This window comes from Oryzomicrobium sp. (assembly GCF_021287045.1).
GTDB lineage: Bacteria > Pseudomonadota > Gammaproteobacteria > Burkholderiales > Rhodocyclaceae > Oryzomicrobium.
Map to the genome: position 1 here is coordinate 215,863 of NZ_JAJTBG010000002.1, position 20,818 is coordinate 236,680.

At 59.3% G+C, this 20,818-nt stretch carries 18 protein-coding genes; 2 read left to right on the forward strand and 16 right to left on the reverse strand.

What is annotated here, in order from left to right; translation table 11 throughout:
- Positions 1-45: 45 nt before the first annotated feature.
- The 4 genes from LWW89_RS02920 to cadR all read right to left on the reverse strand — a co-directional run bounded on the left by LWW89_RS02920 (position 46) and on the right by cadR (position 2,906).
- Complete coding sequence (locus LWW89_RS02920) at positions 46-720, reverse strand: hypothetical protein (RefSeq protein ID WP_293260791.1); 675 nt, start codon at positions 718-720, stop codon at positions 46-48.
- 146 nt (positions 721-866) lie between these two features.
- Positions 867-1,850 (reverse strand): nuclease-related domain-containing protein, encoded by a 984-nt coding sequence (locus LWW89_RS02925; protein ID WP_293260794.1) that lies wholly within the window; start codon positions 1,848-1,850, stop codon positions 867-869.
- A gap of 234 nt (positions 1,851-2,084) precedes the next feature.
- Positions 2,085-2,375 carry a DUF3892 domain-containing protein gene (locus LWW89_RS02930; protein WP_079434317.1) on the reverse strand — a complete coding sequence of 97 codons (291 nt, stop codon included), beginning with the start codon at positions 2,373-2,375 and terminating at the stop codon, positions 2,085-2,087.
- Between the two features lie 72 nt (positions 2,376-2,447).
- Positions 2,448-2,906 (reverse strand): Cd(II)/Pb(II)-responsive transcriptional regulator, encoded by a 459-nt coding sequence (gene cadR / locus LWW89_RS02935; protein ID WP_079434316.1) that lies wholly within the window; start codon positions 2,904-2,906, stop codon positions 2,448-2,450.
- Between the two features lie 108 nt (positions 2,907-3,014).
- Here cadR and LWW89_RS02940 point away from each other — a divergent pair, with 108 nt between their 5' ends.
- Complete coding sequence (locus LWW89_RS02940; protein ID WP_293260800.1) at positions 3,015-5,252, forward strand: heavy metal translocating P-type ATPase; 2,238 nt, start codon at positions 3,015-3,017, stop codon at positions 5,250-5,252.
- 83 nt (positions 5,253-5,335) lie between these two features.
- Here LWW89_RS02940 and LWW89_RS02945 read toward each other — a convergent pair whose 3' ends face one another.
- The 12 genes from LWW89_RS02945 to LWW89_RS02995 all read right to left on the reverse strand — a co-directional run bounded on the left by LWW89_RS02945 (position 5,336) and on the right by LWW89_RS02995 (position 20,345).
- Positions 5,336-6,547, reverse strand: a complete 1,212-nt coding sequence (locus tag LWW89_RS02945) for a hypothetical protein (RefSeq protein ID WP_293260803.1) — start codon at positions 6,545-6,547, stop codon at positions 5,336-5,338.
- A gap of 68 nt (positions 6,548-6,615) precedes the next feature.
- Complete coding sequence (gene flgB / locus LWW89_RS02950; protein ID WP_293260806.1) at positions 6,616-7,245, reverse strand: flagellar basal body rod protein FlgB; 630 nt, start codon at positions 7,243-7,245, stop codon at positions 6,616-6,618.
- Positions 7,246-7,369: 124 nt separating this feature from the next.
- Positions 7,370-7,795, reverse strand: coding sequence for a hypothetical protein (locus LWW89_RS02955; protein WP_079434312.1), 426 nt, complete (start codon positions 7,793-7,795; stop codon positions 7,370-7,372).
- 28 nt (positions 7,796-7,823) lie between these two features.
- Positions 7,824-8,768 (reverse strand): cation diffusion facilitator family transporter, encoded by a 945-nt coding sequence (locus LWW89_RS02960; RefSeq protein ID WP_293260809.1) that lies wholly within the window; start codon positions 8,766-8,768, stop codon positions 7,824-7,826.
- Between the two features lie 230 nt (positions 8,769-8,998).
- Positions 8,999-9,367: a zinc ribbon domain-containing protein gene (locus LWW89_RS17535; RefSeq protein WP_365780915.1), complete on the reverse strand. Its 369-nt coding sequence runs from the start codon at positions 9,365-9,367 to the stop codon at positions 8,999-9,001.
- A gap of 24 nt (positions 9,368-9,391) precedes the next feature.
- Positions 9,392-12,571, reverse strand: coding sequence for a CusA/CzcA family heavy metal efflux RND transporter (locus LWW89_RS02965; RefSeq protein ID WP_079434309.1), 3,180 nt, complete (start codon positions 12,569-12,571; stop codon positions 9,392-9,394).
- A gap of 15 nt (positions 12,572-12,586) precedes the next feature.
- On the reverse strand, positions 12,587-14,191 hold the full coding sequence (locus tag LWW89_RS02970) for an efflux RND transporter periplasmic adaptor subunit (protein WP_293260814.1): 1,605 nt from the start codon (positions 14,189-14,191) through the stop codon (positions 12,587-12,589).
- Positions 14,192-14,200: 9 nt separating this feature from the next.
- Entirely contained in the window at positions 14,201-15,541 is a 1,341-nt protein-coding gene (locus LWW89_RS02975) for a TolC family protein (protein WP_079434307.1), read from the reverse strand.
- Positions 15,542-15,629: 88 nt separating this feature from the next.
- Positions 15,630-15,980 carry a hypothetical protein gene (locus LWW89_RS02980; protein ID WP_079434306.1) on the reverse strand — a complete coding sequence of 117 codons (351 nt, stop codon included), beginning with the start codon at positions 15,978-15,980 and terminating at the stop codon, positions 15,630-15,632.
- A gap of 131 nt (positions 15,981-16,111) precedes the next feature.
- Entirely contained in the window at positions 16,112-17,584 is a 1,473-nt protein-coding gene (locus LWW89_RS02985) for a hypothetical protein (RefSeq protein WP_293260820.1), read from the reverse strand.
- A gap of 719 nt (positions 17,585-18,303) precedes the next feature.
- On the reverse strand, positions 18,304-19,251 hold the full coding sequence (locus tag LWW89_RS02990; protein ID WP_079434304.1) for a hypothetical protein: 948 nt from the start codon (positions 19,249-19,251) through the stop codon (positions 18,304-18,306).
- A gap of 2 nt (positions 19,252-19,253) precedes the next feature.
- On the reverse strand, positions 19,254-20,345 hold the full coding sequence (locus LWW89_RS02995) for an ankyrin repeat domain-containing protein (protein ID WP_079434303.1): 1,092 nt from the start codon (positions 20,343-20,345) through the stop codon (positions 19,254-19,256).
- A gap of 158 nt (positions 20,346-20,503) precedes the next feature.
- Here LWW89_RS02995 and LWW89_RS03000 point away from each other — a divergent pair, with 158 nt between their 5' ends.
- The gene (locus tag LWW89_RS03000; protein WP_079434302.1) at positions 20,504-20,812 is read left to right on the forward strand and encodes a helix-turn-helix transcriptional regulator; all 309 of its coding nucleotides are present in this window, start codon (positions 20,504-20,506) and stop codon (positions 20,810-20,812) included.
- Positions 20,813-20,818: the final 6 nt, after the last annotated feature.

A 20,818-nucleotide genomic window follows, 5' to 3' on the forward strand; every position in this document is an offset into this window, starting at 1 on the left:
GGTTCCCGTTCGGCCGCAGTAACGCGAACGGGACCCATGCTTGCGTCACTGAGATTTACCTTCGCCGACTTCCCTGATCAGCGCGCCCACTGCCCGATCCAGCGCGTCAATTCGCTCTCGGCGGATATCTTCGGGGGTGTCGCCCGCCTTGTCGAGTTCCGCCTTCGCATCGTTGATCGCCTGCTTCAACATAATCAGCCGCGGGTTGCCGAGTTCGCCCTGGAGCACCCGGCGGGTCATCCAGCGGTGCATCTCGTATGCCGCGCGATCCTGGTCAGGAACCTGGCGCTCACTTTCCCAGCGCTCTGCTGCGCGAATCACATGTTTGTTCGCGGCGACGCGGAACAACTGCCGATGAAGACGTGGCTGGTTAGTTTGGCGGTCGATCGCGTATGACGCGATGAGCGCAGTTTGTCCGTCATCGGCGATCGCCAGTCCCGCGTAATTTGCGTCGGAAACCACGTCGATCGGCGTTACTTCGTCCTCTGCGACGACGACGACCATTTGTGGAATCCGATTGACCTCGTTGATGACTTCGTAGACGAAGAGTCGCCACCGGGCATCCGGCATTGGCTGGACGCCTGTTTCCCAGAGGCCAATGGTGCGAGGACCCACGTCGAGCAGCTTGGCAACCTTTGCCGAATCCCACCCGAGCGTGGTCCGCCACCTGTATACTTGCATGCCCCGCTCGCTGGCGGGCAATGTTTTCTGGTGTTCCATTTCCGAACTCTCATTCAATTTCTGTTGCGGAAATTGAATGCTATCACAGCAATTTTATAAATTGTTGGAAAATTCCGTAGCGCCCGGAAATTGGCTTCTGGCCGTGCGGCCTCACGTGCGACAGGAGCCCGCGGCTCTGCCGCCGCTTACGTTGCCGAGACGGTCTTCTGGCAATCCATGCAATAGATGTTGCCGCCGAATTTCGGCTTGTTGAACCAGCAGAACTTCGCCACGTTGTAGCCCACGGACGCGCCGCAGGCATGGCAAATCAGCTTCTGCTTGGGCTTTTCCTCGGCGGCGGCCGGCTTTGCGCTCTCGGGCGCCGGCGCCTCCACAGCGGCTTCGGCTTTGGGTGCCGCTGAAACGGGCCCTGGTTTCGCCGCCGGCGGTACGGGAGTCTCCTTCGGCAGCCCGAATTTTGCCGTCCAATCGAAGGCAATCGGCTTGTGTAGCCGCGCGATCTCCCGCGCCAAGGCTTCGAGGGTGTCCTGCCCGATGATCTTCGCCATCAGCAGCGGGTTGTTGTTCTGGTCAATCGACTTGTCGATGTATTTGAAGACCTGATCATTCTTGATGATGGCCTCCAAACCATCGATTTTCGCCTTCGGCCGGCTGATGCGGGCACCCTTCGAGACGAGGACGAGGCTCTTCAGGTCGGGTTTGATGGTGAAACCAAGCCGGGTCGGCAGCTTGACTGTGCCGGAGTCGAAGAGCTTTCTGAGAATCAGGATGTGCTTGGCATTCTGCTCGATGGGGGATGGCACGCCGTAGGGTTTGCTCCCAAAGAAGGCAGCAAATTCGCCGTGCTCGTTGATGGCGATCCCCTCCGAGAAGTGCTTGCTCTCGCAGACCCAGATCTCCATGAAACGGTTGATGAGCAGGTGGTCGATTTGGGCGACCAGGCCGCTGACCTCGATTCTCAGGTCGTGGATGACCATCCAATTCTTGGACTCACCCCAATGGACCCGCATCTCGTAGGCAGCTTCCTCCTCGCCGCGGATGCCGGCCTGGATGTTACGAATTTCCTGTTCGATACGCTTCCTGGTGTCGGTGCCGCAGTCGGGGCGGGACAGTAGGGCTTGCAGCGTCTGAATTGGGGGCTTCTTGTCGTCGGCTTCTTTGATGATCATCGATGGGGTGAAGGGCGTCGCAGAGGCTTGAAAGGGTAGCACGCCAGTACTGCTGATCCAATGCCAATCGAATGGACTGTCAGGGGCGAGAGCACTCGGCAACGTTACCCGTGGCCATACCATGGTTGCAACATGTCGATGATCGCCCCTGAAACGTCACCAAGACCACTATCAAAGATTCTCTTCAAAAGCAGGGGATGCTACCGGGCACTTGGGAAGTGTCGGTGACGCTGATTAGAACTCCGGCAGGTTCCCCAAGTTGTCCCGCTTGGTACTGTTTCTGTCGGTCGTCAGGTAAATCTCTTCAATGAGGTGGACTGGAGCACCAAGCTTCCACTTGCCTTCAGGGGTTTTCGTCCTAGTTTGGAACGTTGCTTTACCGAGTCGGATGAGGTCTGCCACGAACGCACGCGAAACCGTTCGGTTTGTCCCGATTTTTTCCGGTTTTTCTTCGTTCACGCGCACATATTCAATGTGGCTGCGATCTTCGTTGTACCTGACTGCTGTGATGCAAAAATCTGCCATGGTCATTTCCTTTGAGGTTGGGAATTGCCTTGGTCATAATGGGGTGTCATCTACAGTTTTCAAGGGGGGCGTTCATCCCGACTTGCTCCACGCTTGAACTTCCTTGGTCCCCCGGTGACAGGCGCAAGCTTCACCATGTGCTGCCGCCACGAGTTCATGCAGGATGCCGCACTCCGAGGCGCTATGAGGGGCCGAACACTGACCGCGTAAGGCAACCAGTTGGCGTTCCAGGGCCTGCATGCTGGCCAGACGGGCTCTAACCTTGGCAAGTTGCGCGTCAATGAGCAGGTCGATTTCCCCGCAATCAGATTGCGGACTGTCGACGAAGGACAGCAAACGCTGCACGTCAGCCAAGGGAATGTCGAGCGCCCGGCAATGGCGAATGAAAGCGAGGCGTTCCAAATGGGCTTGGGTGTAGGTGCGGTAGCCGTTGTCGCTGCGCGTTGGAGCGCTCAGTAACTGTGCCTTCTCGTAGTAGCGGATGGTTTCGACATCCACCCCGGTCGCCTTGGATAGTTCACCAATACGCATCTCGGTCTCCTGCTTGAAACATGTCTGTATTCTAGGCTTGACCCTGTAGCCACTCCAGGGATTTTAATGGGGGTATCAATACTGGCAACTTGCCACGGGAGACTGCAGATGTCTGCTCAACACGAAGCAAAAAACTTGAACGCGCATCCTGATGAACACAGCTGCGGCTGTAACCACGCCTGCAATGCCTCTGCCAAGCCAGCGGACGGTTCTGGTCCGCAGCAAAGGGCCGCTTTAGGGCAACTTCTTCTACGGGTTCCTGCGATGGACTGCCCGACGGAAGAAGCGCAAATTCGTCGTGCGCTGGAGCAATTTCCCGCTATCCGTCGCTTGTCGTTTGACCTGGCGGCTCGAACCCTGAGCCTCGATGTGCCGACGGATGCATGGTCGGATATTCAAGCAGCCCTCAAGAAGGCCGGTTTCGATTCGGAACTCCCTACGGAAGAACCAAGCGTTGATTCGGCGGCACAGAGCCGTAATCAGTTTGTGCAACCCATCGCGGCTCTCCTGGTCGCCATTGTTGCCGAGGCGGTCGCTTACGTTGCTCCCGAAACCCTTGTCTGGAAGCTGCTGGGTATGGGCATTGCGGGAGTAGCCATCGCGTTGTCGGGGCTTTCCGTCTTCAAGAAGGGACTGGCGGCTATCCTGCGTGGGCAGCTCAATATCAACGCACTGATGTCGGTCGCCGTGGCAGGTGCCTTCGTGATTGGCGAATGGCCGGAAGCGGCGATGGTGATGGCGCTTTACGCGATTGCCGAACTCATTGAAGCCCGTGCAGTGGACCGCGCTCGCAACGCTATCAAGAGCCTCCTCGAGTTATCGCCACAGCAGACTGAGGTGCGTCAACCAAATGGCTCGTGGCTTCAAATTCTGGCCAAGGAAATCCAGGTGGGCCAGATAGTCCGTGTCCGTCCTGGTGAGCGTTTTGCACTGGACGGCAAAGTTACCTTAGGCAACAGCGCGGTCGACCAGTCCCCGGTGACCGGCGAAAGTATGCCTATTGAGAAGGGACCGGGCGACGAGGTATTTGCTGGCACCATCAATCAAAGCAGCGCATTGGAGTTTGAGGTGACGGCCCCGGCGAGCGATACCGTGCTGGCCCGCATCATTCATGCCGTTGAGGAAGCCCAGGGTTCGCGCGCACCCACGCAGCGGTTTGTTGACCGTTTTGCTGCCATCTACACGCCTGGCGTCTTTGTCCTGGCCGTAGGCGTCGCACTTGTCGGTCCCTTGGCGTTGGGTTGGACCTGGATGGCCAGCCTCTACAAGGCACTGGTCATGCTGGTCATTGCCTGTCCTTGCGCCCTCGTCATTTCGACCCCGGTTACGGTGGTCAGCGGCTTGGCTGCTGCGGCGCGACGCGGCATTCTGATTAAGGGTGGCGCGTACCTGGAGGAGGCCCGGAAACTCAAGGCGGTGGCGCTGGATAAGACTGGCACGGTTACTGAAGGTCGCCCCAAACTCGTCGCTCAAGTCATTCTCTCCAAGGCTCTCCCCGAACCCGATGTCTTGCGCATTGCGTTCGCCTTGGCCGGACGCTCTGACCATCCGGTGTCCAAGGCTGTGGCCACTGGGCTGGCACTGCCCGAGCAAATGGACGTGCAAGACTTTGGCGCTGAGGCTGGGCGTGGTGTCTTTGGGACGATCGCCGGACACGATTACGTGCTGGGTAACCATCGCTGGATTCATGACCGAGATCAGTGTTCTCCGGAACTTGAAGCGCTCCTGTTCGAGCATGAGCGTCAGGGACGTACCGTCGCCATATTGGCCAACCGGGAAACAGTCTTGGTCATGTTCGCTGTTGCAGACACCATCAAGGCGAGTTCTCAGGAAGCCATCGGGGAGATGCTGAAGCTCGGCGTGACCCCTGTCATGCTGACCGGAGATAACCCCGCCACTGCATCCAGCATTGCCGCCCAGGCTGGCATCCAAGATGTGCGCGCGAATCTGTTGCCAGAAGAAAAGCTGGATGCCATCCGTGCGCTGGCCAGCGTCGGCGACCCCGTCGCCATGGTGGGGGACGGTATCAACGATGCGCCTGCACTTGCAACGGCGGATATCGGTTTTGCGATGGGCAGCGCTGGCACCCATACCGCCATGGAGGCGGCCGACGTGGTTATCATGAACGACGATCTGCGGCGTGTGCCGGAGACTATCCGCCTGTCCATGCAAACGCATTCCGTGCTCTGGCAGAACATCACCCTGGCCCTGGGCATCAAATTCGTTTTCCTGCTGCTGGCCCTCTTCGATCACGCCACGATGTGGATGGCGGTATTTGCCGACATGGGGGCCAGCTTGCTGGTGGTGTTCAACGGGCTGCGGCTGTTACGAGATCGCAAACCCTGACGTAGTCGCGGGGGCCGAACCTAAGCTGAAGTTGGCGCCAGTCAGAAGCTGGCGTTCAACGTCAGAACTAGGCTTCATAACTTCTAGTCGCGCTCAAACCTTGTGGCTTGGATGGAGTGCATCGTAGCGAACGAGAAAGGCTCGCCCAGCACTGCGATGCCGATTTCGAGATCCTTCAGTCCTTCATTCTTGAAGTTCATCTCCGGTACAAACCCATACTGCTTGTGCGGAACCCACGTGACGTCGGTGATTTCAATGGCTGTCCCCCATTCGTGGAGCGCTGGCCAAGAAGTCGTTTTGTAGTTTCCGCCAACGAGATAGACTGGACCACCTCGTGCGAGCTGGTATCGCCCCGTGGAAAGGTCGGCTGCATGTGAGGCAACGCAGATAGATGCGTGAAGATGGTGCATCGCGGCAAGGAGGGCTTTATGGGGCCGGTCAGCTAGCTTCTCTGGGTCGGCCAAGCCGTGCATAAGATCGTTGCGGAGCGAATTGATCAATTTCCAATCTGCTTTCCGGCCCGCTTCAGCCGATTCCGGGTCGATGCTATCCAAAACGAACGCGCGAACACCGACTAGAGATGTTCTCTTTCTTGTGAACTGATGTCCGCATGACTCACAGGAGCCTTTCACCTCTTCCGTACCTGGCGGTAGCCCTGCCGCTTTAGCAAGCGGTGGCTCCATCGATTCAAGGCCAATGTAGGCTTCCTGGAATGCGGTAGTGTCGTCCAGGTTTCCAATCGCCTCTCGATATTGCAGAGCGGCCCTTCGAAGTCTATGCCCAGATTCCAAGCCATCCCAGTGTGCCAGGAGGTGTTTTGCCTTTGCAACGGTTTCTGGCGTAATTGGCTTACTCCAATGCTTCAGCGGCAGTCGCTTGAACATCAGGAATTCGCATTCATCGACCTTCTCCGCTCCTAAGCGTGCCACTTGTAGCGGCTCAGTAGCCTGGAATGTCGATCCGTGTACCAGCGCGATCGCTGAGAGGAAATCCTCTAGTAGCGAGAGACCTCGTCGGGCAGCGGCGACAAGGTCGAAGTTAGGCTCAGCCTCAAATTCAATTGCCAAGATAGATCCACCGGTTTGAAGCTGCACGGCGGTTTCTGATTGAGCACTTCGGATAGAGATATTGCACGGCGTTTTCTGGATTGACAGTCCCTTCAGGGTTTGCGCCACCATATCCACTGATAGAGGCTGATACCCAAGTACGCGATAAAGGCACGTACTCGTGGAGCGAGCCTTCTGCTTGCCGGGTTTCTGAGCGGACTTCTTATGAGAATTTTTATTGGACATCACGTGAACTCCATCGAATTTTTTGCCTGCGACCCTGCAAGACACCAACCTTAGTTCTCTAACACGATTATTTATTTCAGTGATTGAAATAACTCTCTCATGTCCTTGAACTCACCACCAACCCGATCAAGGGAGAATTGATACATCAATGAATTCTCCGCGAACTTCTGGCGCTCGACATCCATTTCGACGGTATTTCCGTCAACCGCGGCCTGAGAGGGGACATGGTACTTAAGGCTGACGGGTGGCGACTGCCAAGAAGAATTTCCCTTCAAATGCCCTGGCGAAGAAGTGTTCAACTGAAGAGGAGGGGATTGATCGGCACTGGCGGCCTCGGTGATTTCAATATCCATCGCCTTGTAGCCTGGCGTGTCAGCGTTGGCGATATTGGACGCAAGAATCTGCTGCCTATAGGCCCTTATTCCGAGCATTTTCTGTTGAAAATCCCCATTTTTCTTGTTTGAACCGTTCTCGTTCGCTGGTAAATGAGATGAATGGGTAGTGCCAAGAATCAATTTTCCGGCGGGGTCGAAATTGTCACTTGAGGCAGTATTGGCAGCCGCCGAACGTGAGACGGCGTTTTCAAGGATGCTTGAAAATGCCGTTGAGCTTGGAATTTCACCTGTCCCGGACACACGAGGCGCAGTAATTCCGGTAAGTTCCACCTGTCTCGCCGGGAACAGCGATGAAGGCTCAGGCATAGGAACTCGTTGGATGAAGTACGGCGGTGGTGGCGATCGGCCGTGGAAACGCATCGCCCACGCTGTGCACTGCAGGCCTTGCCTCGGCTGTCAGCGAACGAATGGGCGGTGCAGTGACCATCGTCTAATTCAGGATGAAACGAACACTCTGGCCGGACATGTCGCCGAGTTTGACCAAGGCGACAGCTTTTGTGCCGGCTTGGATCTTGAAGGTCCCCTGGGCACGCAACTGGTTACCTCCGGCTGGCAGCAATTTGACTTCGATCTTGTCTGATGCGGACAGGAGCGTTACGGTAGCTGACGCATTCCGGGTGTCGACAGGCTGATTGTGATCAGTCACGTAGAGGGTGAGGGAATCAACCTTCGCCACCAGCTCGTAGTTGATGTCTTTGACGACCGATACGACGCCATCGTGCTGGGGTTTGGCATCATGGGTATGCGCCTGGCCCGGCTTTTCGTTGTGGGCATGGCCCTTATGATCGTCCGCAGCGGATGCCAGATTGACGAAGCAAGCGAATAGAAAAGCGGAAAGTACCGTGGAAGGTTTCATGGGAGCTCCATGTCAGTTGGTAAATTGGTTAATGAAAATTAGGGTTGCCGCCGTGCTCGGATGTGCTGTCGGCGGTGGTGCAGCCTTGCGGTTGGTGCGCACAGGGTTTGGTTTCGCATTGCAGCGTCATGTGGACTACCTTGAAGCGGTTGGCCAACACCGTCTGTAAGGCGGGCATCAAAGCGTCTTCGGTGGAGTAAGTCGGGTCATAGACCACATGCGCGGTCAGGCTGGTCTTGCCGGTCGTCAGCGCCCAGACGTGCAGGTCATGGATGCCAAGGACGCCTGGCACAGCCAGCATGGCCTGTTCCACCTCTCCTAAGTCGATGCCCTCGGGCACGCCTTCGAGCAGGATATTCAGACTGTCCTTCAGCAAGATCCAGGTGCGTGGCAAAACCCAGAGGCCAATGGCGACAGCCACAAGCGGATCTACCCAGGACCAGCCGGTTAGCTGAATCACCACCGCGCCCACGATCACGCCAATCGACCCCAGAAGGTCGCTCCACACTTCGAGATAGGCACCCTTTACGTTGAGGCTATCTGTCTGTCCCCCGCTCAGCAGGCGGATGCTGATCAGATTGACGATGAGGCCGATACTGGCGATCACGAGCATCCCAACCGAATGGATTTCGGGCGGGGAGGTGAATCGCCGGTAAGCCTCAACCAGGATGTAGAGCGCCACGGCAAACAGCAGCATGGCATTGAAGGCAGCCGCCAGAATCTCAAAGCGGTGGTAGCCATAGGTTCGTCGGCGATCGGCCGGGCGCCGGGCAATGCGGATGGCCGCCAATGCGATGGCGAGCGCGGCAGCATCGGTCAACATGTGCGCGGCATCCGAGATGAGAGCTAAGCTTCCGGTCAGTACGCCGCCAATGACTTCGGCAACCAGGAAACTGCCGGTCAGCGCCAGGGCAAAGCGCAGGGCACGCTCGTTTTCGGTGCTCGGGAGCGCGTGGGTGTGGCTCGCACTCATGCGGCCCCTCCTTGATCATCGTGGCGTCGCTTCCATTTCTGCTTCGTCATCTGGAGACGACGCCGAAGGTTTTCCGAAAATTTGGGTGCCTTGCCGCGCCTACCTTCCCGCCAGCAAACCCATCCGTAAAGTGCCAGAAGGGTGAGCATCATCCCTAAGGTGACCATGAGTAGTCGAAACTCAAGGTGGCTGTGGATCATGTGCTTAAGCATGAAATGTCGGCACCAAGCTCATGGCTGCTGCGCCTTGCCGCAATTCGGACAAAACTTCGTCCCCGGGGCGAGGTTCGCATTGCAGGCCGCACAATTGCCGGGAACCAAGGCTGTGCCGCATTGGGCGCAGTAGCGACCCCCAGGGGTGGTCGCGGAGCCGCACTTCGGGCATGAGAGGCTACCAGCAGCGCTATTGGTGGGTGGCGCTGAATTTGAGGGATAACTGTTCCCCCAGCCATGATGGCCGCTGTTCCGGTCACCGCCATGATGACCTCCGCCATGCGAACCAGCGGCTCCTCGCAAGAGTTTTTCAAAGAATCCCATATCAACCTCCGTAGGTGAGTGGATTAAAGTGTGACCGACAGCTTTTGCCGCATCTGGCGCCATACCACCGGTCACACCTGGAAAACGCTATGCCTCGCTCGGCCCGGGCACTGGGTCGGTGGTGAAGTCTTCCTCATCGGCATCCTTGCCGTGGGCGAGGCGATAGAGAATGGGCAAGACGAGCAAGGTGAGCGCAGTCGAAGACAGGATCCCGCCGATCACCACCGTCGCCAGCGGCCGCTGGACTTCGGCACCGGTGCCGGTCGCGATGGCCATCGGTACGAAACCGAGAGAGGCCACCAACGCTGTCATCAATACCGGTCGCAGGCGGGTGAGCGCGCCTTCCCGGATGGCGGCATCGAGCGGCCGGCCTTCCTCACGCAGGTTGCGGATGAAAGAGATCATGACCAAGCCGTTCAACACCGCGACGCCCGAGAGGGCGATAAAGCCAACTGCCGCGGAGATCGACAATGGAATACCTCGCAGCCATAGTGCGATAAAGCCGCCAGTCAGCGCGAAGGGAATGCCGCTGAAGACGAGTAAGCCGTCCTTGACGTTACCGAACATGGCGAAAAGCAGCGTGAAGACCAGCAATAGCGCGACGGGAACAACGATCTGCAGCCGCCGGGTGGCCGACTCCAACTGCTCGAACGTCCCGCCCCAGGCAGTCCAATAGCCGGCAGGCGCCTTCACCTCCTCCAAACGACGCTGCGCCTCCGCCACGAAGGAGCCGATATCGCGGCCTCGCACATTGGCGCTGACTACAACCCGGCGCTTGCCGTTTTCGCGACTAACCTGGTTCGGTCCGGGGGCCAGTTGGAGGCTGGCAACCTCGCCCAAGGGAATGTAGGTCGTGCGGCCCTCGCTTTTTCCGTTCGTACGCGGCAACGCGATCGGCAGGCGTTGTAAGGCATCGAGATCGGCACGCAAGGTTTCGGGCAAACGCACCACGATGTCGAAACGACGGTCGCCTTCGAACATCGTGCCCGCCTCCCGTCCCCCGATCGCCGTGGAGATGGTTTCCTGCACATCGCCGACGTTGAGGCCGTAACGGGCGGTCTTGTCACGATCGATGTCCACCGTGAGCATGGGCAGACCCGTGGTTTGCTCGATCTTGACTTCTGAAGCGCCGGGGATCTTTTCCAGGATGGCGGCGATGCGAGCTGCAGTGTCGTTCATGACATTCATGTCATCGCCAAAGACCTTCACCGCCACGTCGCTGCGCACGCCGGAGATCAATTCGTTGAAGCGCAGCTGGATAGGCTGGGAGAACTCGTAATTGTTGCCCGGCAAACTGCCAACCACTTCCTGCACAGCGGCCAGCAACTCGTCCCGGGATTTCTTGGGCTCCGGCCATTGATCCTGCGGCTTCAGCATGATGTAGCCGTCGGAGATATTCGGCGGCATCGGATCGGAGGCAATTTCGGCGGTCCCGGTGCGAGCAAAGACGCGATCGATTTCCGGGAAATCCGTCTTCAGCCGTTTTTCCAGTTGCTGCTGCATCGTGATCGACTGCGACAGACTGGTGCCAGGGATGCGCAGGGCCTGGATAGCGAAATCCCCTTCGTTCAGGCTGGGAACGAATTCACTCCCCATGCGCGTCGCCAACAAACCGGACAAAAGGATCATGACAGTCGCGAAGACGAGTACGACCGGCTGGTTGGACATGACACGATCCAGCGTGGGTTCGTACCAGCGCTTGGCAGCCAACATCAGCCTGTTCTCCTTCTCGGCAACCGGGGCACTCATGAAGAGCGCAACGGCTGCTGGAATGAAGGTCACCGACAGGATCATGGCGCCAACCAGGGCCGTCACGACGGTAAAGGCCATCGGATGGAACATCTTTCCTTCCACACCGGTCAGGGCGAAGATGGGCAGATAGACAATCATGATGATGAGTTGGCCGAAGAGCAGTGCCCGGCGTGCCTCCTGCGAGGCGGCGAAGACTTCGTGGAAGCGTTCTGTCCGGGTTAGTGCCCGCCCATGGTGGGCTTGGGCGTGGGCCAGACGGCGCACGCAGTTCTCGACGATGACGACCGCGCCGTCGATGATGATCCCGAAGTCGAGGGCGCCCAGGCTCATCAGGTTGGCGCTGACCTGGTAGGTCACCATGCCGGTGAAGGTGAACAGCATGGAGAGGGGAATCACCATGGCAGTGATGACCGCCGCCCGTAGATTGCCCAGGAACAAGAAGAGAATGGCGATGACCAGGATCGCTCCTTCGAGGAGGTTCTTCTTGACCGTGTTGATGGCCTTATCCACCAGTACGGTCCGGTCGTAGACCGTCACAGCATGAATGCCCTCCGGCAGGCTGCGGTTGATCTCGACCATCTTCGCGTCAACTGCCCGGGAGACGGTTCGGCTGTTCTGGCCGATCAACATGAAGACGGTCCCCAGCACCACCTCGCGGCCATTGTCGGTGGCAGCGCCGGTACGCAATTCGCGGCCGATGCTGACTTCCGCTACGTCGCGGATACGGATGGGTACGCCCTGGACATTGCCGAGAATGACATTACGGATATCTTCCATTGAATGCACCTGGCCTGGGGCGCGAACCAGGTATTGCTCACCGCGCTTCTCGATGTAGCCGGCACCGACATTGTTGTTGTTGCGGTCGATGGCGGTCACCAGCTCCTGCAAGGTCAGGCCATAGGACGCGAGCTTTTCCGGGCTGGGCGCCACTTGGTATTCCTTGGCGTAGCCGCCGATGGAATTGATCTCGGTGACCCCGGGTACATTGCGCAACTGGGGCTTGATGATCCAGTCCTGGATTTCGCGCAGATCGGTCGGCGTGTAGGGCGTGCCGTCGGGCTTCTTGGCGCCTTCCTTGGCTTCGACGGTCCACAAGTAGATTTCCCCAAGTCCGGTCGAGATCGGCCCCATCGCTGGAGCAATTCCGGCCGGCAGCTTTTCACGGGCCTCCTGGATGCGCTGATTGACGAGTTGGCGGGCAAAGTAGATGTCCGTGCCGTCCTTGAAAATCACCGTCACCTGGGAGAGCCCGTAGCGTGAGAGCGAGCGGGTCTGTTCCAGATTCGGGAGACCCGCCATCACCGTTTCTACGGGATAGGTGACCCGCTGCTCCACCTCGAGTGGGGAATAGCCGGGCGCAGCGGTGTTGATCTGGACCTGGACATTGGTGATGTCCGGCACAGCATCGATGGGCAGGCGCTGGTAGTTGTAAATGCCCAGCCCGGCCATACCGATGACGGTGAGCAGTACCAGCCAGCGATGCTCGATGGCCAGACGGATAATGCGTTCAAACATAATCGGCTCCCTCGCTTAGTGGCTGTGCTCGGCACTGCCCTTGCCCAGCTCCGACTTGACGACGAAGCTTCCCGCGGCTGCGTAGGACATGCCCGGTTTCAGGCCACGGGCCACTTCGACGATCTTTCCGTCGGATCGCCCCAGAGTGACCGGTTGAGCGACAAAGCCGCCGGGTACTCGGGTGAAGATCACGGGCTTGTCATTGACGGTCTGGATGGCATCGGCTGCTACGGCGACCGGGACATCTGCTTCGCCCGACTGCACCTCAACGTTGACGAAGAGTCCGGGGCGCCATGCCATCTGCGGATTGGGAAGCGTCACTCGCGCTCGGGCAGTACGGGTTTCCTGGCCAAGGAGCGCGCCGACATAGGAGACCTTGCCTTCCGCCTTCGAGTCGAAGGCAGTGGCCTTCACGATGGCCGGTTCGCCGACCCTGACCGTGTTCAAATCCTTGGCGGGTACGATGATCTCGGCCCAGACCGAGGACAGGTCGGAGACGGTGAAGATGCTGGCGTCCTCTTTCACGGCCTCGCCCAGGGCTATATGTTTTTCCACCACCATGCCGTCGAATGGAGCCCGGATTTCATAGCGGTTGAGGGCTCCCGTCGCTTGCGGGGAAGCGCCGAGGGCAACGAGTTTTTGCTGGGCGTTAGCCATGGCGATTTCGGCTTCCTGCAGGACCTGCTTCGCTTGGAGGTAGTCCTGCTCGGCGGAAATCTTTTCCTCCCAGAGCCTCTTTTCGCGTTCATAAGTCGACTTCGCGAGGGCAAGGCGCTTCTGGGCAGAAAGCAATTCACTGCGCTGTTCAGACAGACCCGTGCTGGCAATCACAGCCAGAATCTGGCCCTTCTTCACCGTTTGCCCCAGGTTGGCCGGAACGCTTTCCACCACGCCGGCCAGCCGAGGGACGACGTGGGCCGTCCGATCTTCATTGAAGCGAATCTCTCCCGGCAACTGCACGGCGGTTCGAATTCGGGCCGGCGCTGCTTTCTGAATGGTGATAGCGGCGGCCTGAACCTGCGCATCACTCAGTTCCACCTTGCCTTCCTCCTGGGCAAAGGTGAAGAGATAGGGGGCATTTGCCATCCGCGCCGCGACGGTCGCGTCGAAGACATGGGGCTCCTCAATCGCCACGACGCTCTTCAGATAGTCCTTTTCCACGGCGAAGGCGATTTCCTGCTTGTCCCCACTGGGCCGAGCAAGCGAAACGGAAACCTTGGCGGTGCTGGGCGATACCGGCTTGCCCTGCTGGAAGAGCCAGACCCGGAAGCGGGGTTCGCCGCCTTCTTCTGCCAGCAGGATTTCGAGGCCGAAGCCGTCTTCGGCAAAAAGCTTCCCGCCGTGAGGGCCGGTTTGTGGCCCCTCTTCATGATGTTCGGCATCGCCGTGCTCCTTGGCGTGTTCATGGCCATCGGTTGCTTGCCCGCCATGGTGCTCGGTATCGGCGTGTCCCTTTGACTCGGCATGGCTGCCGTGGCCATGGCCGTCGCCGGCGGGTTGGGATGTCCCCGTGCCGAGGATCGCGGCGCTGATCGCCAAACCTGCGACCAGGATGATGGCGATGGCGATGCTCTGCTTCTTGTTGAGTTGGGAGCGGAGTTTGTTCAAATTTGTTTTCATGATGAATTCCTAGAGTTGTCCACCGCCGATTGGGGATGACGCAGCTACGGCGCCAAGCACGCGGTCGATGTCGGCCGCTGCCCGATGGGCGTCAGCCAGCGCTCGCAGGTATTGGGACCGTGCCTGGAAAAAGGTGCGCTGTGCATCCAGCACCTCTAGGAAGCTGAATTTGCCCAGCTCGTACCCCTTGCTGGCTGCCTCATAGGCACTCTGGGCGCCCGGCAGAATTTCCTTCTGCAAGGTCCCGACTTCCAGGCTGAGCGCCTTGAGCCGTTCGTGGGCCTGGGCGATTTCGGTGGAGAGGCGGACTTCCGTCGCGGCCAGTTCGTCCCGTGCCTTGTCGGCACGGCGCAAGGCTTCCAGCAGATTGCCCTGGTTACGATCAAACAGTGGGAGTGGAATCGACAAGCCCACAACGGCTTGGTCACGCCCCAACTCTTCGGCACGTTTGGCGCCTAGACTCACCGTTACGTTAGGTATCCGGCGCGTCCGCTCGACCTCCGCTAGCGCAGAGCGGCGATCGACTTCGAGGCGAGCACGAGCGAGGGCGGGGGACGCCGCCAGACGATTGGTAATCTCTTCCGACGTTGGTACGGCAGGCAATGTCTCGGCTCGTCCATCGGCCCGCTCAAAACGCGGTGACGGATTACCCCAGGTCGCGGCCAGGCGTTTGCGTGCGCTCGCCAATTCCGCTTGTGCCTGATTGAACTCCACCCGAACGGATCCTTCCGCCACCCGGGCTTTGGTTTCCTCCACCGGCGAAACCTTGCCTGCCATGACACGTCGTGACGCAGCCTGGGTCGCACGCTGGGCGAGGTCAAGCAACGCTTCGGCCAGCCGGACGCGCTCTTGCGCGACAAGCACGTCGAAGAAGGCTGCCACGGTCGCCGCACGGATTTCCAGGCGTTGGGTGGCCAGATCGGCGGCGGCTACGTCACGCCCGCGTTCAGCCGACTCGATACGGGCGGCCCGCTTGCCGCCCAGTTCGATGGCCTGATTGATCTGCAAGGTCGTCGTGCGGGTGGCCTTGTTCTGGGTGTCCTCGACCAGAGTCGCAATTTCGGGGTTGGGACGTACGCCGGCCTGGATGACGGCCCCCTCGACGGCCTGCAATTCGCGCGCGGCAGCGGCCAACGTAGGGTTGGCCGACAGGGCGAGATCGATCGCGGCGGCCAGGCCCAGCGGCCCGATCGGCTCGAGTTTGCCGGTCTGTGGATTCGGCAGGAGGGCTGCCGAGTTGACGTTGCCCGGCGCCGTTGAAGACTGCGCCAGTGCAGGGGAAACCAAGGGGTTGAAAATGGTGGCTGCCAACCCCAGCAGCCCGATCAGGGATGTGCGTGGTCTACGCATCGAATTCTCCTAAATGAACAGGACAATCCGGCGAGACCGAAAAGGCGGCTACGTCAGCCGCAGAAAAAAGGGGGATGTCTCGCCGGGCTTACGCGGCGAGCTGTCTATCAGGGCGCTCGGGCCCGTCGGGGATATGCGATGCGAAGTAATGCGGGCTGAAGCCGTCGAACACCACAATTGGAGCTACGACTAAAGCTTCCAGACTACTGAGAAAGCAGTTGTGGCCATTTAGATGGGAACTGCAATCATTGTCGGCGCTCGGGTTAACCTTGCCCGACTCGCTCTTGCCCTGATCTCCAAGCGCTTTGTGCTGGTGATCGTGGTGGCCGAAGTGCTGCGCGGCTTGGCCTGTCTCGTGTTGGCAATACACACCCACCCCAGCCCAAGCGAACTGGAAGGGTAATATGACCACGAGAAGAAACACGAGCAGCTTTTTCACCCGAGTAAGTTTATCAGAGGTTGGTGGAGGAATGCCAAGCCCCGTCTGCGTCGGATAGGCAGAATGGCAAACGGGGCTGGGATCCTCATTAGGCTATTGGTGCATTGGCCGGTTTTCGCACCGCAGCGGCTTCAGTTAGGCAGTGGCGGCCATTCTCCCCGAATATCGCCTTGTCCCCAATAGGCCGGTGCCGATGGGTTGTCGGCTGGCTCACTGACCATTAGTCGGAGCTGTTCGATCTGTTCAGTCGAAACATTCGGGATTGTCGCAACATCCTCTCGGTCATAGTCGCCAAGCACTGTGAGAATGTTGTTCTCGGCATCGTGGCGCAGAGTAGTTTTGTAAAGCGGGATACTGTCTGCCTTCATACGCGTGCCGTCAGCGTCAAATTGCTCGAGTGAAAGATATGCTCTCTGGTGAGCGTCGAACACGCGTAGCCACCAAGCACCGAGTTGCAACGTCCTGTCGCCAGTCGATCCAAGACGGACGTTCGCCGAGAGCATGTTCCGGCTGAAATCGCCGCTCCAGCCGAGTGCCGCCATGGGATCACCGCCCGAATTCAGCAGTGCCGCGGCCTGTCTGGCCAGCGGATAGTAATCGTCGGAATCCTCTGGGTCGATAATGTCGACTGGCGTAGAGAAGGGTAAGCCTTCGCGATCATGATCTCTGGGGCTCTCGACTAAGGCTGTGGCAATGTATAAACCATCCGACAATGTGGCACTTCTACAGCTGTCGATCAGCAATGGCTTGCCATTCCAGGATTCCAGCGTCTTTCCGAAGGCCCAGACACTTTCGCCCACAGTCCGGTAATAGCGCCAGCTAGTGGTATCGGTCTCGCTTTTCGCTACCGCAAACGGCGTCGCCCAGACCCGTGCCTCGCCATCATTGGCGACCAGGTGTTGCCAGTTGCTGGCGCCGAACAGTTGCGCCACGAGTTCCTGGGCGACATGGCGCTTCACCGGGAGGCCAAGTGACACCATCGCCGACATCATGGCCGTTGCCCAGTTGGCTGGGAACGGAACAAGCAGGAACCCGTAAGGTTCAGTGCAACTATCCTGGTCGAGTTCAATGTTGATGGAAGCAAATCCCGGTAGTGATCGGAGCCTGGCTACCATCCGTTCGTTCTCGCCGCGGGTACGGATGCCTTTCAAGGCACTGTGGACACGTTCGCGATGTCTGGGCTGGTAGGGCTCAAAACACATCCGCCGGATTTCGGCAAACGTCTTGTCGTGCACCCGTAAGCGGATTCCATCAGAAAGCCGGTCAATTGCAGAGGGGAAGATGCGCTCGCGGTCGCATATGTCTAGAACGGCGGCCAGTCCGTCAACGAAGGTACGTGCGGCTTGGACCGAAAAACCTGAAAGGTCACTATCCACTTCGCCGGCGACAACAGTGTGCCAATCAGCGGAATCTTCTTTCTCAAGCAGCCGCTTGGCGGCTAAGTAGTCCACTCCTTCAAAGCGGTTGAGCAGTTCCTTACGCACGGCATCTTCGTCGGGAATTGGCATGCCAAGCTTGGCAAGATATCGGCCAATGCGGCGGGCGCCGAAGCTATAGAAATTGCTGGAATCTTCGGGGAAGGAAGAGGTGTTAACAGTCATCATTTTCTCCAAGTCCGAGCGCTATGAATCCTGGTGTGCGCATTCCAGAGCAACGCTCAATGGAAAAATGATGATGTAGCAGAGGATGTGTCCTGATTCGCCCTATCGCAATTGCGACGCGCACTGGCTGGTGTCGGACAACCGATTTCGTATGTTATCCAGTTGTGAGAACAATGCAAGTGCGGTCTTGGTGCAGGCCTACAACTTATTGCCAGTCGGTGACCACCTCTGGGAAATGCTCGAAGCACCTGGTGTCGGCGGACTAGATGGCTACGAAAAGTTGTAGGTCGACACTATTGTTCATCTTCCCCTGTTGCCTACCTCGATGAGGTCGGTTAGCCAAGTCGAGCAAGCGACCAGCGGGCCACGGTGTCGAACTCGCCACGCGGCACGCCACGGGTGGATGGTCAGCGGCCGGAAATACCGCCTTACCTCTGTAATAATGTCCATTCACGTCCCTCGCGAATAACGCCAAATGTTGTGCCACCGCTCCTTGAGCAAACGATTCCAATCGCGCATCCGCCCCGGAGGAAGGATCGTCATTCCGCCCGCCATGCTTAAGGCCTTGGGCGGTCGGCCGGATAGCCTTGTCCTCGAACTGCAAGGCAACCGATTGCTGTTGTCGCGGCGCCAATCACCGATTGAAACCAAGTTGGCCAAGTTTAAGGCCAGAATGGTCAGCCGACTCGGCTCTCGTCTGACTGCACCGTAGGTTTCAGGTTCTACCTGGGCGGCAGCAGATTTTCCAGGCGGACCCACTGCATGGCGGGTGTTGCGTTCTCCCACTGCACATATGCCAACGGCGGCTTCATTTCGACGACCATTCCGACCAGCAGGTTGCGGCCATCCCGCCACATCGCAGCCACCCGGTCACCAGGCCGGAGCCGGCCACGGAACGCCGCTAGGGCCTCCTCATCGGCTTGGCGCCGGATTTCCTGCTGGTGCAGGACCTCAGCTCGCTGCGTCGCTTCCGTCGCCTTCTGTCGGGCCTGGGCCTCCTCCTGCGCGATGGCGGTGGGCAGCTTCGCCTTGGCCTGCGCCACCAATGACTCAGGATCGAAACCCTCCTCGAAGGCGGCGATGAAGGCGCGCAACTGCTGCGGGGTGCCGGCTCTGGCGAACAGATGTCGGTACTCGAGCAACGGCACCGATTCCCTGGCCAGCTCGACGGCCTTGGACTCGCTGACGGCGGCATCGAGGGCGGGCTGATCGATCGAAACGGTGAAGGACGTATTACCTGACGCTGCATCTGTTGCCGTCAGGATGCCAAGGGTCAAGACGCCCCGGAGCAGGGTGGCGGCGGCCGCCGAGCCCTTGTTGACCGAGTAGAAGGCGGAATTGCACTCCAGGTAGCCGAACTCGCCCCGGTCCTTCATCTTGGTCAGGCACTGCCGCCTGCCTCCAGGGACCGGCTGGGTCATCACCCGGGTGGAACTGCTCGGTAACGAAATATCGACCCGTTCCGTGGCTGGATCCTTGAGATCGCCCGTCAGGCTGGCCGACCACCGCCCATCGACATGCTGCAGATAGATGGGGACGGCCTTCAACACTGAGCCCGGCCGGTAGCCCGCAACCGGCTGAACGTGGTCGCCGTTTCCCACCTGCTGGGCCGCGGCCGGCAGTCCCGTCACCAGCCCCCAGCATAAGATCCACGGGGCTAGGCGCGGCATGGTCAGTGCGCCCCGTTGTTTTTCAGCAAAGCGACGATATCTTGTCGTCCGCTACTCTCAGCAATGACCAGGGGAGTCGATCCTGGAGACCCGCTATTCAGGTCGACGCCGGCGCCGGTGATGAAGAGGTCGACCGCCAGGGCATCGCCGCGGCGGATCGCCGCCACGAACTGCTCCTGGTTGAAGTATTGCAGCCCCATGGCCGTCAGCTCCTTGCGGGCGTCCGCGGCGGTGAGCTTCTTGCCGGTGGCGCTTGCGGCCGCTTGCTGCGCCACCAACTGCTGACGGGCTTCGCGCTGCTGCATCAGCGCCGTCCGCAGTTGAGCCAACTCCGGGGGAAGGGCTCTCGGGTCGATCTGCTGTCCCGGCACAGCCGGGGCAGGCTGTACCGTCGCCAATGCCGCGGGAGCCTGGGCCACCACTACGGCCTGGGTGGCCGGCCGCGGCAGATCATCCTCCACGACCACTCGGCCGGCCAGATCCTTCGGGTGCAGTTGCACCAGCTTGAAGGCCATGCCGGCGCCCTGCAGATTGCCTTCCAGGCGTCCCAGCAGCTTGTTGATCGCGCCGCTGCTGTCGCCCAGACCCACGGCGCTACCCATCGCCCGACCGAGCATCGCCGCCAGGACGTTCGGATTGGAATTGCCCGCCCCGGACTGCTGGCCATAGATGGCGAAGTAGTTGATGCGGTATCCCGCGGCGTAGGGGAATAGGCAGACCCGGTGGTAGGTCTTCTCGCCGTACTTCGCCATGGACGAATCGATCCCCTCGATGGAGAACAGCTCGCCGGCGCAGTTCGGCTTGGGGCCGCCGCTCAGCCGGCGCCCCAGGGTCATCTGGGCAGGATAGTCGGGGAAGACGGACGGCGGGATGCCCTGACGCACCTGGGCATCGCGGGCGTAGAGATGAATGGCATCGAGGACGGCGGTTTCGATGGCATCAACTTTGAGGTCCTTGCCGGGCACGTCATAGACGGCATACACCGTCTTTTCCCGGTAGGTGGAGCCGCTGAGCTCGGTCAGGATGTTCTGAGCCTGGACCGGAAAGCCAGCGACGGCGATGGTCAACACCGCCAGGAGGCGAAGCAGTTTCATGGTCGTTCCTGAAACTCGCTCCCACCGTTCCCGGTAGGGAATGGCGGAACGAAGAGGGTTAAGTAGATGACATAGCGATTCTACCGAATGAGATTTAAAAACAGTAGAGTAATGCGCTGTAGATACAAAACCCGTAGGCGGCCACTCTCCAGACCACTATGGGTACGAGAGATCAAACAATTGGGGAGGCGCGCCAGCGCGTTGCCGAAAACCTCCGGCGCTTACGCAAGGAACGCGGACTGAGCCAGGAGGCAATGGCCGAGTTGGCGGAATTCCACAGGACCTACGTGTCGCAGCTGGAGCGCTGCGTCACGAACATCTCGCTTGATGGATTGGAGCGGCTGGCGAATGCCTTGCATGTCGACGTGCTCGATCTTCTGGCGCATACCGAGGGGCCCGGCCAGGGCGGCGAGGGTTCCCAGCCAAAGGCAAAAGGGCAATCCCGACGTTCGGCCGGCTCGGCATAGGGCGGT

What these genes read in the sequence shown, in the direction of transcription:
- LWW89_RS02920 (WP_293260791.1), bottom strand. Translation starts at nt 720, where the DNA reads ATGGAACACCAGAAAACATTGCCCGCCAGCGAGCGGGGCATGCAAGTA.
- LWW89_RS02925 (WP_293260794.1), bottom strand. Translation starts at nt 1,850, where the DNA reads ATGATCATCAAAGAAGCCGACGACAAGAAGCCCCCAATTCAGACGCTG.
- LWW89_RS02930 (WP_079434317.1), bottom strand. Translation starts at nt 2,375, where the DNA reads ATGGCAGATTTTTGCATCACAGCAGTCAGGTACAACGAAGATCGCAGC.
- cadR (WP_079434316.1), bottom strand. Translation starts at nt 2,906, where the DNA reads ATGCGTATTGGTGAACTATCCAAGGCGACCGGGGTGGATGTCGAAACC.
- LWW89_RS02940 (WP_293260800.1), top strand. Translation starts at nt 3,015, where the DNA reads ATGTCTGCTCAACACGAAGCAAAAAACTTGAACGCGCATCCTGATGAA.
- flgB (WP_293260806.1), bottom strand. Translation starts at nt 7,245, where the DNA reads ATGCCTGAGCCTTCATCGCTGTTCCCGGCGAGACAGGTGGAACTTACC.
- LWW89_RS02955 (WP_079434312.1), bottom strand. Translation starts at nt 7,795, where the DNA reads ATGAAACCTTCCACGGTACTTTCCGCTTTTCTATTCGCTTGCTTCGTC.
- LWW89_RS02960 (WP_293260809.1), bottom strand. Translation starts at nt 8,768, where the DNA reads ATGAGTGCGAGCCACACCCACGCGCTCCCGAGCACCGAAAACGAGCGT.
- LWW89_RS17535 (WP_365780915.1), bottom strand. Translation starts at nt 9,367, where the DNA reads ATGGCGCCAGATGCGGCAAAAGCTGTCGGTCACACTTTAATCCACTCA.
- LWW89_RS02965 (WP_079434309.1), bottom strand. Translation starts at nt 12,571, where the DNA reads ATGTTTGAACGCATTATCCGTCTGGCCATCGAGCATCGCTGGCTGGTA.
- LWW89_RS02970 (WP_293260814.1), bottom strand. Translation starts at nt 14,191, where the DNA reads ATGAAAACAAATTTGAACAAACTCCGCTCCCAACTCAACAAGAAGCAG.
- LWW89_RS02975 (WP_079434307.1), bottom strand. Translation starts at nt 15,541, where the DNA reads ATGCGTAGACCACGCACATCCCTGATCGGGCTGCTGGGGTTGGCAGCC.
- LWW89_RS02985 (WP_293260820.1), bottom strand. Translation starts at nt 17,584, where the DNA reads ATGATGACTGTTAACACCTCTTCCTTCCCCGAAGATTCCAGCAATTTC.
- LWW89_RS02990 (WP_079434304.1), bottom strand. Translation starts at nt 19,251, where the DNA reads ATGCCGCGCCTAGCCCCGTGGATCTTATGCTGGGGGCTGGTGACGGGA.
- LWW89_RS02995 (WP_079434303.1), bottom strand. Translation starts at nt 20,345, where the DNA reads ATGAAACTGCTTCGCCTCCTGGCGGTGTTGACCATCGCCGTCGCTGGC.
- LWW89_RS03000 (WP_079434302.1), top strand. Translation starts at nt 20,504, where the DNA reads ATGGGTACGAGAGATCAAACAATTGGGGAGGCGCGCCAGCGCGTTGCC.